The organism is Kitasatospora sp. HPM-01-4 (assembly GCF_051374625.1).
Classification (GTDB): domain Bacteria; phylum Actinomycetota; class Actinomycetes; order Streptomycetales; family Streptomycetaceae; genus Kitasatospora.
Window position 1 is genome coordinate 4,376,364 of record NZ_JBPQGP010000005.1, and the last position, 13,354, is coordinate 4,389,717.

The following is a 13,354-nucleotide window of genomic DNA, read 5'->3' on the forward strand; positions in this document are numbered from 1 at the left end:
GTCAAGGACCGAACTCCCTCACCGGCGAAAGGGCTTCATCCACCGGGACCGGAATCCGCCGGCACGGTAGGTCACTTCGGCGGTGCCACCAGGCCCGCCTCATAGGCGATGATCACCAGATGGACCCGGTCGCGGGCGCCGAGCTTGGTGAAGAGCCTGGCCACATGGGACTTGGCGGTGGCCACCGTGAAGCAGAGGTGGTCGGCTATCTGGCTGTTGGACATGCCGCGTCCGACCAGGGTCAGCACCTCGCGCTCGCGCTCGGTGATGCCCTCCAGCGTGCGCCGGCGCGCCGGGGCCGGTTCGGGCCGGCCGGCGAACTCCTCGATCAGGCGGCGGGTGACGCTCGGCGCGATCAGCGCGTCACCGGCGGCCACCACCCGGACCGCCCCGAGGATGTCCTCCAGCGCCATGTCCTTGACCAGGAAGCCGGACGCACCCGCGCGCAGCGCGCCGTAGACGTAGTCGTCGTCGTCGAAGGTGGTGAGGACCAGGACCCGCGTGCTCTCCTGCCCGGACGTGATCAGGCGGGTGGCCTCGATGCCGTCCATGCCGGGCATCCGGATGTCCATCACCACCACGTCGGGCCGCAGCTCCCGGACCAGCCGGACCGCCTCGGCGCCGGTCCCGGCCTCGCCCACCACGTCGAGGTCCCCGGCGTCGGACATGATCACGCGCAGGCCGGTGCGCATCAGCGGCTGGTCGTCGGCCAGGACGACCCTTACCGCCATCAGGCACCCGCCGGCAGCGGAAGCCGGGCGGCGACGCGGAAGCCGCCCCCGGGACGCGGTCCGGTGCTCAACTGCCCCTGCAGCAGGCCGACCCGCTCCCGCATGCCGACCAGGCCGTACCCGGTACCCGTGCCCGTCGCGCCACCGCCACGGCCGTCGTCGACGACCTCCACGGACAGCTCCTTCTCCTGGTAGTCGATGGACACCCGGCAGTCCCGGGCCCCGGCGTGCCGCACCACGTTGGTGACGGCCTCCTGCACGATACGGAAGGCGGACAGGTCGATGTCCGGGGGCAGCGGCCGCCGCTCGCCCCGCCACTCCACCTCGACCCGGACCCCGGCGCCCGCGGTCGTCGCCTCGGCCAGCCGGTCGAGGTCGGCCAGCCCCGGCGCGGGTGCCAGCGGCGCCGGCCGGGAACCGCTCTGAGGCTCCGCCGCCGGGTCGGAGTGCCGCAGTGCGACCAGGGTCCGCCGCAGCCCGGCCAGCGCCTCCCGGCTGGTCGCCTCCACGGCCTTCATCGCGTTGCGGGCCTCGGCCGGCTGGGTGTCGATGACCCGGGCGGCGACGCCGGACTGGATGGCGATGATGCCGATGCTGTGCGCCACCATGTCGTGCAACTCCCTTGCGATCCGCATCCGTTCGGCGGTGACCGCCTGGGCCGTCGCCTGCGACCGCAGTGCGTCGGCATGGGCGTGGCTCTCGTGGATCGCGTTGCCGATCAGCCAGGCGACCACGGTGGTCAGCACCACGATCATCAGCGTCGGGGTGTAGATCATCATGTCCATCGCCACCCGGGTCAGCGCGTAACCGCCCAGCACCACCAGCGACATCACGGCGGTGGCGATCGAGGTCCGGCGCGGCTCGGTGGCCGCGACGAAGCAGACCGCGACATCGACCGCCAGGGACTGCAGCAGCGGGATGTCCTTGACGCTCAGCCCCATCGTCGACAGGACCGTGGCGGCGAGCAGCAGCGCGACCGCCGTCAGCGGCCGGCGCCGCCGGGGCACGGCCAGCAGCACCAGGGCGGCCGCCATGACGATGTCCACCAGGTTGAAGTAGCTCGACCCGAAGACCCGCTCGACCAGGGGAAGTTGCGAACCCCTGGTCAGCTGCGGCACCCACCGGATCTCGTCCACCTCTTGTGCGACGGGGTACGCCGTGGCGGCGAACCAGATGAGGGCCATCCAGCCGCCCGGTGGTACGCGTTTGAGCAGCGAGGAGCGCGGCGTAGCGGACATGGGGGTGATCGTAGCCAGCCGCCGTCCGCCCGCGCATCGGCCCGTGGGCGGCATACCCGGGATTGACGACGGTTCGGAAAGTGCCGCCGCCGGCCCGATGCCGTAGGGCCCCGGTGACCGGCACGGTGGCTCCCGTGATCGAAGCAACCGACCTGACGAAGCGTTACGGCGGCACCACCGCGGTGAACCGGCTGACCTTCACCGTACGCCCGGGGCACGTCACCGGGTTCCTCGGCCCGAACGGGGCCGGCAAGAGCACCACGCTCCGGATGATCCTCGGCCTCAACGACCCCACCGGTGGCACGGTCACCGTCGGCGGCCGCGGCTTCCGGGACCGTCCGCGCGGCCTGCGCCACGTCGGTGCGCTGCTCGACGCGGGCGACGTCCACGGCGGGCGCAGCGCGCGGGCGCACCTGTCCGCCCTGGCCCGCAGCAACGGCATCCCGCGCGGCCGGGTGGACGAGGTGCTCCAGGAGGTGGGGCTGACCGCTGCCGCCAGACGGCGGATCGGCGGGTACTCGCTGGGGATGAAGCAGCGCCTGGGCATCGCGACCGCCCTGCTCGGCGATCCGCCCGTGCTGCTCTTCGACGAGCCGCTCAACGGCCTCGACCCCGAGGGTGTGCTGTGGGTGCGCGGCCTGTTCCGGCGGCTGGCCGCCGAGGGGCGCACGGTGTTCGTCTCCAGTCACCTGATGAGCGAGATGGAGCACACCGCCGACCAGCTCATCGTGATCGGCCGGGGTGAGCTGATCGCCGCGGAGAGCCTGGCCGGGTTCGCCGCCCGCGGCACCGGTGTGAGCGTGTCCGTACGCTCCCCCGAACCGACCGCGCTGGCAGCGGTGTTGACCGCCGAGGGCGCCATGGTGCACCCCGGCGAGGGCGAGACCCTCACGGTGTCCGGACTGGATGCGGCGCGGATCGGCGAACTCGCCTTCCACAACCGGATCGTGCTCCATGAACTCAGCCCCCGCAGCGCCTCCCTGGAGCAGGCGTTCATGGAACTCACCGCCGACAGCGTCGAATACCTCGCCGGAGACCACCGAGGAGACCACCGATGAGCGCGGCAGCCCGCACCGCCGGCCCCACGGACAGCCCGGGTGCCACCACCGAGCCCCGGGCCCGGTTCACCGACCTGCTGGCCGCCGAGTGGATCAAACTGTGGTCGCTGCGCTCCACCCGCTGGGGGCTCGGCCTCGGCGCGCTGATCGTCATCGGCCTCAACGTGACGGCCGCCAAGGCCGACTACGACCTGATCCCGGAGATGACCGCACAGCAGGTGGCCGGGTCCTTCTGGCTGCGGGACGCCTTCAGCCAGAACTCCTACTTCCTCGCCATGATCGGCGCCGGCAGCTTCGGCGCGCTCGCCGTCACCGGCGAGTACACCACCGGCCTGATCCGCACCACCTTCGCGGCCGTCCCCGCCCGCCGCTCGGTGGTGGGGGCCAAGCTGCTCGTGGTGTCGGCGGTCATGCTCGTCGTCGGCGCGGTGGTCGCGGCGGCCTCCTTCTTCGCGTCCCAGGCCATCCTGTCCGGCCGGGGCGGCGGCTGGTCGTTCAGCCACCCCGGCGTACCGCAGGCCATGGCGGGCTCCGCCCTCATCGTCCCGGTGTCCGCCGTCATCGGCATGGGTCTGGGCGCCCTCATCCGGCACAGCGCGACCGCCACCGTCGCGGTCATCGTCACCCTGCTGATGCTCCCCGAGCTCTTCAGCGGCCACACCTACGCCTGGGTGATCGACGTCGAGCACGCGCTGCCGCGCACCGCCTGGACCGGTCTCGTGGACGGGATCCCCGGTATGTGGCACGGCCGGTACGCCGAACCGGTCGGCGAGGCCTGGATCGTCCTGGCGGCCTGGTCACTGGTCTCGGCGCTCACCGCCGTGTTCGTCGTGGACCGCCGCGACCTGTGAGGGGGTGCGCCGCCGGCCCGGTGGGACGGCGGGGTGGGTGGGACCGCCGGTGGGACGGGTGGGTGGGACGGCCGGCTCAGCCCGCGCTCCCCGGTGCGTCCCCGGGCGAGTCCTCCGCCACTCCCTGTGCCGAGCCCGGCAGCAGCGGGAACACCCGGGCGATGACGGCGACCGGCCTGGCACCGGCGGGGCGCGTGGCCGGCCCTTGCTCCCGGCTCCGGAAGCCGGCCAGGGTCCGCCGCACGGATTCGGCGACCGCGCCCATCTCCTCCGGGGTCAGGTAGACCACCGCGCTGAAGGCCTCGTCCTGCTGCCACCGAGCCGGGGCCTGCTCCCGCAGGGCGAGCCAGCGCCGGTAGCTCTCGTCCTCCAGACCTCGGGCCAGTTCACCGAACTCGGCAGCGGCAGCGGCGGATTCGTCCGCCGGACCGGAGCCGGTGTCCGGCCCCGGATCCTGCCGCAGCCGCCACGGCCGGGCACGGCCGTCGGTGGGCGGGGCCTCCTCGATCCTTCCGTAGCGGGCGAGTTGACGCAGATGGAAGGAGCACAGCCCGGAGCTGTAGCCGAGCCGCCCGGCCGCCTCGGTGGAGGTGATGGTGTCCTGTTCGGCCAGCAGCGCGAGCAGGGCCGAACGCACCTCGTGCTCGGGCAGACCGTCACCACTCGTCATGGGCGGTCGGGTTGAGAAATCCTCTTCGGTCACTTTGCAAAGTCTGCTACTTTGCAAAGTGACATGCAATCAGATCTTCTCATCCAGGTAGCGTTCCGGCGATGCTCCGCCGACTCGCCGCCGCTACAGGAGTGGTGATGTCCGAAGTGTCCCCTCGGTCCCGCCGGACCGGCACCGGAGCCCGAACCCTGGTGCAGGGCAAGCCGGTCGACTCCCACCCCGTACTGTCCCCCGAGGCCCGGCGCGGTTCGGTGCTGCGGATCACCGAGGTCGGCGAGGAGATCCTGCACCGCCCCTGCCGCCCCGTGACACAGTTCGGCACCCCCGAGCTCTCGAAGCTCATCGACGACATGTTCCTGACCATGTACGTCGCCGAGGGAGCCGGGCTGGCCGCCAACCAGGTCGACGTCGACCTGCAACTCTTCGTCTACGACTGCCAGGACGAGGACGGCGTCCGCCATGTCGGCCACATCCTCAACCCGGTCATCGACGAAGAGGCCCGGGCGCGGCGCCGCCTCATCGAGGACGTCGAAGGCTGCCTGTCGGTCCCCGGCGCGGCCATGGAGGTCCCCAGGAACCACCGGACCGTGGTGCGCGGCTGCGACCAGCACGGAAGCCCCCTGGTCATCGAGGGCTCCGGCTACTTCGCCCGCTGCCTGCAGCACGAGAGTGACCACCTGCAGGGCCACCTGTACCTCGACCGCCTCGCCAGGCGGGACCGCCGGGACGCCCTGCGGCAGATGGCCGACGAGCGCGAGGACGTGCACCGGCGCCGTGCCCTGCGGGCGGCCGAGCTGACCCAAAGGTCCTGAAGACCCGGACCGGGTACGGGAGTTCGGATCCGGCCGGTCTAAACTCCGGTCTCATGACGATGGTCACAACACGCACGGTCGAATACCCGGCCGACGGACTGACGATGATCGGGCACCTCGCGCTCCCCGCCGGTGCCGGCCGCCGGCCCGCGGTCCTGATCGGACCCGAGGGGCCCGGCCTGAACGACTTCCAGCGCCGCCGGGCCGACGCCCTCGCCGAACTGGGGTACGTGGCACTGGCCTTCGACATCAACGGCGGGCGCTGGTTCACCGACCCGCAGGAGATGCTGGCGCGCGCGATGCCGCTGCTCGCCGACCCCGACCGGATGCGGGGCATCGGCCATGCGGCACTCGATGTGCTGCGTGCCGAACCGCGGACCGACCCCGACCGGATCGCCGCCATCGGCTACGGCACCGGGGGCGCGATCGTGCTGGAACTCGGGCGCGACGGCGTCGACCTGCGGGCGATCGGGACGGTCAACGCACTGATCACGGGCCGGCCGGGTGAGGCGGCACGGATCCGGTGCCCCGTGTGGGCCGGGGTCGGATCGGAGGACCCGATCATGCCCGCCGGGCAACGGGACGCCTTCGCCGCCGAGATGCAGGCCGCGGGCGTCGACTGGCGCCTCGTGGTCTACGGCGGAGCCCTGCACGCCTTCCACCACCCGCCGGTCGACCAGGCCGTGCTCCCCGGCATCGGTTACCACCCGCAGCACGCGCAGCGGGCCTGGCGCGACATCCTCGACCTGCTCGCCGAGTGCCTGCCCCTGACGGAGTGAGCCGGAGCGTCAGCACCGCCGTCGTCATGACACGACGGCAAAGCGAGTGACACGGAGCCCGGGAACCCGCACCCCGGCTCCGTGTCGTGTCCGCCCCTGGTCCGGCATCAGCCATGGGACTCCGGAACGGAATTCGAGGCCCTGCACCTCATGTAGGGTCTCGCGGCTCTTGTCATAGGTCACCGCTGTGACCTGCAGCTCTCAGATCCGTCTCACCACCTGTCGGGGTTGATCAGTCTCACCACGATGGCGGATCCCGAGAGCTGGGCTCGTCACTCGTCTTCGTCGTCGGTGTCGTAGGGCGGGATGGTCCAGCGCATCACCATCTCGCCCGCCGCGTCGGCTTCGAGCGTGACCGGGTATACCTGGCCGGCGTCCCGCTCACCGTGGTGCCGAATCGAGTGGTCGCCCTGATCCCATTCGATGCCGAGTACCTGGCAGCCACCGACCTCAATCGCTCCGGCACGGAGCGGGTGGTGCCACCCGGCTCGCCGGAAACGGTGGTAGTCGGTGTGGTTGTCGATCGAGACCATGAGGCCCTTGCCGTGGAGGCGGTCGCACCAGGCGGTGAGTTCGGCCACACGGGCGGCCGCCTCGGCCAACGGGAGGTCGAGCCACCCATGCGGTCCGTCGACGCCGTACTGCGCGATCCGCTCGCCGCCGAACTCGACGTGCGCGTCGTCCGCGTACCGTCCCCAGTAGAAGACGTCGGCGAGCCCATCGGCCGGCTCACTGTCCATTCCCGTCCACGTGTCCAGCCCAGCAGCGTCGCCGATGACCATGCCGCACCGGTCAACGGGCAGGTCCCCAAGCCGGACCGGCACCGATCGGTCCGCAATCCCGGGCCACGGGAGGCCGAGGCTGATCTCCAGGGTCGCAATCGTCGGCTCCTCATCGAACGGGGATGGCGAGGTGCTCGCCCTCACTTTCAACGGCCGATCGGCGGCGGCCGGAACCGCGACCGCCTCGCACAACCACTCACGAAGATGGCCTCCTCCCGACGACGACACCGCCCTCGCGCGCTCGGACAAGGGCCGACCCAGTTCCTGCCAGTGGTCTATCCACCCGGCCATGCCGAGCACCAGCACACCCGATGGCGCACTGACGGATCCCAGGTCGACGAAGCTCTCAGGCATGCGCCGATCTAAATTCACCGCCTGCCAATCCCACGCCGCTCATTTGCACGAGAAAGCAAATATTCAGTGAAGCGCTGAGCCTTGGTAGCCCTTTCCAAGATCACACCTTCAGCATCAAGATAGACTGCCGCCCACTTCTTTAGATCCTCAAAAATCCCCTTCACCTCAAGATCACCCAGCTCCGCTCCGTTTAGCGCAAGAGCACGTAGCTGCTGGGGGCGTCGAACAGGGCCGTCATTCAGTCGTTCAGCAACGAGCATCGAAAGATGGAACTTCAGATTGCTCTTCTGAGAAACGTTCGCCTCCGCAGATCCGGACAGAATGAAAGTATCCACTTGGCGCTGGGTCCTAGCTGCCCAAAGGTAGACCTCAAGATCAATCGATGAGTTGAAAACCAGCCGATAGTCATCATTGTTCTTCAACAGCGAAGAGGGCTTACCCCGCGCCTTATCTGGCCGCGCCAATCCCATGGCGGTAATGGCAGCACCGACGAACTGGATACTCACGATCTTAGAGGGATCTTTCCCATCATTCTTATAGAAACCCTTACGCCTGTCATAATACCAACCATGCGTCAGGAAGTAATTTTCAATATTCCGCTGAACCTCATCCGTGGCTCGCAGCGAGGCGTCAGTGATAGCAGTCTGGCGGTTAGTTGCACGGATAACCAAGTCCCTGGTAGCAGAGTCACCCGTAACAATGATGCGCACCAGAAGCATTCGATCATTCGCCTCCGATTCGCCATCCACTCTAAGCGCCTCAAAGATCTCATGGCTCGTCTGCAAGCCATTGACAATCTGGATATTCGACAAAGAGTACGTCTTGGCGGTGCTTGTCGCTTCGCTACAAAGCAGCGTGACGCCGTTATTCAACCACCAGAATTCAGGACTATCGGCCGAGGCAAGCGAATTCCTGATCTCCTGATTAACCGAAACGTTCCCCTGATAGTCCCTAACATTCCATTCGAAGAGATGACGCCTAAGGCGTCCATTCTCGTCAACAATCAGGTCGAAGTAATCCCTTAGGCGCACAAGAGCAACGTGTGAGCGCCCGTGAGTTGCACTCTCCTGATACTTCATGGAGAACGTGTACGGCGGGCGCTCATTATACCTGGACAGCAGTTCAAGGTCGCCAAGAAGACTCACAGAAATAGACTGCGCATCAGGAACAGCACCCTGAATCACTTGCTTGAGCGCATTAATCTTGGCCTCAAGCTGAGGAGTAATCCCCCCACTGTCACCCGGTGCCGCATAGACGACATTAACCCGCAGGCGGGGCCGACGCGTAAGGAGCTTCTCCCACGCATCTCGAAATAGGCCGAAACGAGCCAATAGAGTCGGGTTATAGAGAACAGCTAGCGATTCCAAAGGCAGAGACAAGTCAAGCATTCGCCGCAGCGTGTTCTCCAGCTTATCCACGGCCTCTTCGGAGAAACTTGGAGTTCTCTTGGCCTGAACAACCCAAAGCTCCAACGCCTTATCCTGGCCGAAATCGCTAGCCCGACTAGACGATGCAACCACATCAGAGTCTTCATCGAGGAGAATATCGTCGAAGAAAACGTAAACCGCGTCGATGGCACCATCCTGTCCGCCTCCGACAATTCCGGCTTCAATTTCCTCCATGCCTAGCCCGAATGAACGCAGAGCCAGCTCAGAAGCAAATACCTCAAAAGCTGTACCGTCCAGAACGTTTGGCAGGTTCTCCGTCTTCCATGCATCAAATATTCGCATGATCAGCGTCTGCGCATTGCTAGGCATCTTCGGCACCAGGAAGACTCCATCTCGGCTATCGATTAGCCTAGGCACCATACCATCTCGACCCGACGAGCAGTAGGGCTTTCTCAAAGCTGGCCGCTCTCGACCTAGGACTTGGTGGCCAAGTCAGCCGCCTTGGGCCAGCGGCCTACCCCTTAAGATCTCGCTCGCAGCATCATCTTCCTGCGATAAATCCGACCCTCACCATAAATGAATCAGCTTGTGATCGATAGGGTCGAGCCTGCGGTACGCACTATTCAGGGGGCGCCAGTTGCCTCTGCAGAATCCACTGGGCTGCCGTAGCCACCTCTTGGCCTGCTGGCGTCAGCTTCATCGGACGGCCACGCTCAGCCCGTTCAAGCAGAGGATCACCGAGGTCCCGTTCGAGGCGGTTGATCTGAGCCACCAATGCCGACTGGTTGATTCCGAGAGCCGCAGCGGCCTCACTCATCGTCGAATAGGAAATAGCCCACAGGAAGCGATCCAGTCTTTGCCGCGCATAGGGGCTCGTGAGGGCCTTTTTCAGGATAGACGGCATTTCAGCCGTCTCGTCGGAAATTCGAAGGGCTGCCGCGTGGCTTCCTCCGCCACGAGGCCGAAGGGCAACTTCGTGGACCCTGGCCCACCTGGCCATGTTCGAAGTGCTCATGCCCTTCTCCTGTGCTAGATCAGGCAGGGTCCGGCGGTGATGGACATATTGTTCGATCAGCCAGTCCCGTTCTACGGTTCCTCGGGGCTTGTAGTCCTGTGGGCCGTCGCGGAGCGGGACGCCGTACTCGTTCGCGAGTGCGGTCAGCACGCTGCGGGAGAAGCCGGTGAGGGCGGCGATCCGGTTCAGGGATTGGTGCTCGTCCAGGTAGAGGCGCACGAAGGTCTCCTTCGGCACGTCCTGACGAGCTTGGCGACGGATAGTACCTGTCGCGCTGGCAACGGACTTGGTCGGCGGCAGTGCTGGGGCGGGATGCTCGTCCAGGACATAGCGGATCGCTTCGACGCTGGTGTCGAACGCCCTGGCCGCATATTGCACCGGATTCTTGCGCTGGCGGATGAGCTGGTGCAGGCGTGGGATATCGATGCGAGCGGGGTCGGGGCCGGGCAGGTCCAGCCCGTCAAGCAGGGAGGTGGGTGGCTGCCACGTCACCGGCTCGTCGTGGATGCCATGCTCTGCCAGGAAGTCCCTGGCCGCGCGGTCCAGTTCCTCGGCCAGCTCGGGTGTTTGGAGGGCTGCAGCACGGGCGGTCTCGGCTCTGAAGGGTGCTTCGTCGACCTTGTGGTAGCCGGGCGCGGCTTCGGCTGGCAGGCCGCTGATGCGTTGGAACAGCCGGCAGCGGATGATCTGCTCTCGTCGGCCTTGGCCGGGCGGCGTGCCGGTGCGGCGGCATATGTCCAGCCAATGCTCGTGCGGCAGCAGGTTGGTGTAGTCGAGATGACGGCGACGCCGGTAGTCGATGGGGACGTCGTTGGAGTCGAGGTAGTCGGCCAGGCGGACCAGGGCAGTCATCATGTCCGGCCATTGCGGCTGATCGTTCAGCAGTTGCAGGATCCGGGAGATCTCGACGCCGTCAGTGACTGCGCCGAGGTGCCGGGCCGCGTCATCAAGGCTTGCCCGACCGCCGATGATCAAGAGAGCGCTGGCCAGGACAGGCGCGAGAACACGAGGGTAGACCCCTTCCGACAAGGTGAGCCGTACTGCCCAGGACGGCCAGAACGTGCTGGGTACGTTCCGGGCTCGCCCCGTCAGCTCAGCCCCCGTTGTCGGCGTACACGTGAACGTCCCCAGCCACGTACGGATGAACGTGGCCGCTTCTTGATGCGTCGTGGGCTGTTGCCCGACACTCTGCTGCTTGGTCGGTGAGGAGAGTGCGGAGGGCGGCTGACGGTGGTTCTGGATCCGCATCGCTGGTTGGAACTGAGGCGTTTCCGTGGCCTGTTCGATTCCGGGTCGATGAGTCTGTCGGAGATCGCCAGGGAGACGGGGCTGGACCGGAAGACGGTCCGTAAGTACCTCTCGGCCCCGGGCCCGGCCACCCCACCACGCCGGTCGTCGAACGGACGCTCGCGGGCAAGGGTCATCGACGAGTTCGCGCCGCTGGTCGACTCGATGCTCCGGGCGGAGGTCCTGATGAAGGCCGCCGTGATCCACGAGCGCCTGGCCACCGAGTACGGGTTCACCGGGAACTACCAGCGCGTCAAGCTCTACCTCCAGGAGGCCCGCCCGCGGATCGCCGAAGAACTCGGCATCACACCGAAGGAGCTGGCGGGGATGCACCGCCGGTTCGAGGTGATCCCGGGCGCCCAGGCCCAAGTGGACTGGGGGGACGAGGGCAAGATCCTCGCCCACATGGGCATCGACAAGGTCTACTCCTTCCACATGACGCTGTCGTACTCGCGCGACCCGTTCTGCTGCTTCACCACCAGCCAGGACCTGCAGACGTTCTTCGACTGCCACCGCAGGGCGTTCGCGCACTTCGGCGGGGCACCGATGACGATCGTCTACGACCGCACCAAGACCGTCGTCCGCCGCCACGTCGCCCCGGGCGAGGCGGTCCCGCTGCACCCGGAGGCGGTCGGCTTCGCCGGCCACTACGACTTCGACCCCGACGTCCTGGCCGCCTACCGCCCCACCGGCAAAGGCCGGGTCGAACGCCAGGTCCTGATCGTCCGCGACCACGTCCTGTCCGGCCGGGCCTTCTCCTCCATCGAGGAGATGGACTCCGCGTTCGCCGCCTGGGTGCCCATCCGGCGCGCTCAGATCCACAAGACACACCGCGAAGTCATCGGCGAGCGGGCGGCCCGCGACCACGCGGCCCTCAAACCGCTGCCACCCACCCCGTATCTGGTGGCCGAGCGGCACCTGCGGCCCGTCGGCAAGGACTGCCTGGTCGCCTTCGGCGGCAACCTCTACTCGGTGCCGGCCCGCAAGGTGCGACCGCGCCAGCTGGTCGAGATCCGGGCCACGAAGTCGCAAATCATGCTGCACTCCACCGTCCCCGGCACCGACGGCGAGACACTGCTGGCCATGCACGCCAGGGCGGTCGGCCGGGGTGCCCGCGTCGTCCAGGAGACGCACTGGGACGGCCTGCCCACCGGCAAGGGACGCCGGACCACCACGGGTGATGTCCCCTCCCAGCCCCGCCACGAGCGGCCTCTCGGCCGGGAAGCCGGACCCCTGCAATCCCTGCTGAACCGGGCCGCGATCACCCGCATCGAAGTCGGCCGCCGTCCGCTGTCGGTCTACGACGAGCTGACCGGTACCCGCCCCTTCACCACCAACCGACCGACGAAGGAACCCTCTTGAGCCAGCTGACCGGCAACCGCATCCGGACCACGGCCGCCAAGCTCGGCCTGCCCCACCTGGCGGAGACCATCAACGAGTTCACCCGGCGGGCGGACGAGGCGAAGATGGGCTACCTCGACTTCCTCGACCTGGTCCTGTCCGAGGAACTCGCCGTCCGCGACGACCGGCGCTTCCGCCAGGGCCTGCGGCTGTCGAAGCTGCCCCACCACAAGACAATCGACGAGTACGACTTCTCCTTCCAGCCCGACCTCGACCCGCGCAAGGTCAAGGACCTCGCCACCCTCTCTTTCGTCGAGGCCAAGGCCAACGCCGCCCTCCTCGGGCCGCCCGGGGTGGGAAAGACACACATCGCCGTCGGGCTCGCGGTCGCGGCCTGCCGAGCTGGTTACTCCATCTACTTCACCAGCCTCGACGACATGGTCCGCAACCTCAAGGCCGCCGAGACAGCCGGTCGCCTGGCCAACAAACTCGGCACCTACCTGCGGCCCGGCGTCCTGGTGGTCGATGAGGTCGGCTACCAGCCCCTGGAGCGAGCCGAGGCGAACCTGGTCTTCCAGGTGATCTCCAAGCGCTACGAGAAGGGCTCGATCATCCTGACCTCGAACAAGACCTTCAGCGAGTGGGGACAAGTCTTCGGCGACGAGGTCCTCGCCACCGCCATCCTCGACCGGCTCCTCCACCACTGCGACGTGATCTCCATCAACGGCCCCAGTTACCGCCTGAAGAACCGCCTCAAGGCCATCGAGCGAGACGCGGAAGTGGCCTGACATCCAGCCTCGTTGGACGTCGACTGTCCGCCGAGCTTGACCGGTGTCAGTGTGCGTCAGGAGTAGAAGCCTCGGCCGTACTCTTCGCGGTTCAGCTGGAAGTCGTCCGGTCGATCACGGCGGAGCTCCTCGTAGCGCGCGACGAAGGCGTCCAACGCCTCGTGCAACGTGCAGTCCGACACCTCCCGGATTGCCTTGATCGCGAAGACGATCCGGTGATCCAGGATGTCGCGGTCTACGCTCTCCGGCAGCTGTCCCAT

General features: G+C 67.3%; 13 protein-coding genes. 6 read left to right on the forward strand and 7 right to left on the reverse strand.

Translation table 11 applies throughout. The features are described from left to right. Positions 1 to 71: 71 nt before the first annotated feature. Both ACSMTC_RS19045 and ACSMTC_RS19050 read right to left on the reverse strand, forming a co-directional pair. On the reverse strand, positions 72 to 731 hold the full coding sequence (locus tag ACSMTC_RS19045) for a response regulator (protein WP_436560900.1): 660 nt from the start codon (positions 729 to 731) through the stop codon (positions 72 to 74). Continuing rightward, positions 731 to 1,969 (reverse strand): sensor histidine kinase, encoded by a 1,239-nt coding sequence (locus ACSMTC_RS19050; RefSeq protein ID WP_436560901.1) that lies wholly within the window; start codon positions 1,967 to 1,969, stop codon positions 731 to 733. Before ACSMTC_RS19050 ends, ACSMTC_RS19045 begins: the two co-directional genes overlap by 1 nt. 134 nt (positions 1,970 to 2,103) lie before the next feature. Between ACSMTC_RS19050 and ACSMTC_RS19055 the strand changes: the two genes are divergently transcribed. Beyond that, a complete protein-coding gene (locus tag ACSMTC_RS19055) occupies positions 2,104 to 3,027 on the forward strand; it encodes an ATP-binding cassette domain-containing protein (protein WP_436560902.1) in 924 nt (307 codons plus the stop codon). Next, positions 3,024 to 3,878, forward strand: coding sequence for an ABC transporter permease subunit (locus tag ACSMTC_RS19060; RefSeq protein ID WP_436560903.1), 855 nt, complete (start codon positions 3,024 to 3,026; stop codon positions 3,876 to 3,878). The genes ACSMTC_RS19055 and ACSMTC_RS19060 overlap by 4 nt, the downstream gene beginning before the upstream one ends. A gap of 76 nt (positions 3,879 to 3,954) precedes the next feature. Here ACSMTC_RS19060 and ACSMTC_RS19065 read toward each other — a convergent pair whose 3' ends face one another. Beyond that, a complete protein-coding gene (locus ACSMTC_RS19065; RefSeq protein ID WP_436560904.1) occupies positions 3,955 to 4,581 on the reverse strand; it encodes a winged helix-turn-helix transcriptional regulator in 627 nt (208 codons plus the stop codon). A gap of 104 nt (positions 4,582 to 4,685) precedes the next feature. Here ACSMTC_RS19065 and def point away from each other — a divergent pair, with 104 nt between their 5' ends. Together def and ACSMTC_RS19075 are read left to right on the forward strand one after the other, a co-directional pair. Then, on the forward strand, positions 4,686 to 5,360 hold the full coding sequence (gene def / locus ACSMTC_RS19070) for a peptide deformylase (RefSeq protein ID WP_436560905.1): 675 nt from the start codon (positions 4,686 to 4,688) through the stop codon (positions 5,358 to 5,360). 53 nt (positions 5,361 to 5,413) lie between these two features. Continuing rightward, on the forward strand, positions 5,414 to 6,139 hold the full coding sequence (locus ACSMTC_RS19075) for a dienelactone hydrolase family protein (RefSeq protein ID WP_436560906.1): 726 nt from the start codon (positions 5,414 to 5,416) through the stop codon (positions 6,137 to 6,139). Between the two features lie 272 nt (positions 6,140 to 6,411). Here ACSMTC_RS19075 and ACSMTC_RS19080 read toward each other — a convergent pair whose 3' ends face one another. From ACSMTC_RS19080 to ACSMTC_RS19090, 3 genes are all read right to left on the reverse strand, one after another. Beyond that, positions 6,412 to 7,275 carry a hypothetical protein gene (locus tag ACSMTC_RS19080; protein WP_436560907.1) on the reverse strand — a complete coding sequence of 288 codons (864 nt, stop codon included), beginning with the start codon at positions 7,273 to 7,275 and terminating at the stop codon, positions 6,412 to 6,414. Between the two features lie 14 nt (positions 7,276 to 7,289). After that, positions 7,290 to 9,032, reverse strand: a complete 1,743-nt coding sequence (locus ACSMTC_RS19085; RefSeq protein ID WP_436564733.1) for an AIPR family protein — start codon at positions 9,030 to 9,032, stop codon at positions 7,290 to 7,292. A gap of 250 nt (positions 9,033 to 9,282) precedes the next feature. Next, complete coding sequence (locus ACSMTC_RS19090; protein ID WP_436560908.1) at positions 9,283 to 10,653, reverse strand: LysR family transcriptional regulator; 1,371 nt, start codon at positions 10,651 to 10,653, stop codon at positions 9,283 to 9,285. A gap of 321 nt (positions 10,654 to 10,974) precedes the next feature. Between ACSMTC_RS19090 and istA the strand changes: the two genes are divergently transcribed. Both istA and istB read left to right on the forward strand, forming a co-directional pair. Beyond that, entirely contained in the window at positions 10,975 to 12,327 is a 1,353-nt protein-coding gene (gene istA, locus ACSMTC_RS19095; RefSeq protein ID WP_436557614.1) for an IS21 family transposase, read from the forward strand. Then, positions 12,324 to 13,094 (forward strand): IS21-like element helper ATPase IstB, encoded by a 771-nt coding sequence (gene istB / locus ACSMTC_RS19100; RefSeq protein WP_436557615.1) that lies wholly within the window; start codon positions 12,324 to 12,326, stop codon positions 13,092 to 13,094. Before istA ends, istB begins: the two co-directional genes overlap by 4 nt. 56 nt (positions 13,095 to 13,150) lie before the next feature. Here istB and ACSMTC_RS19105 read toward each other — a convergent pair whose 3' ends face one another. Beyond that, complete coding sequence (locus tag ACSMTC_RS19105; protein WP_436557616.1) at positions 13,151 to 13,354, reverse strand: hypothetical protein; 204 nt, start codon at positions 13,352 to 13,354, stop codon at positions 13,151 to 13,153.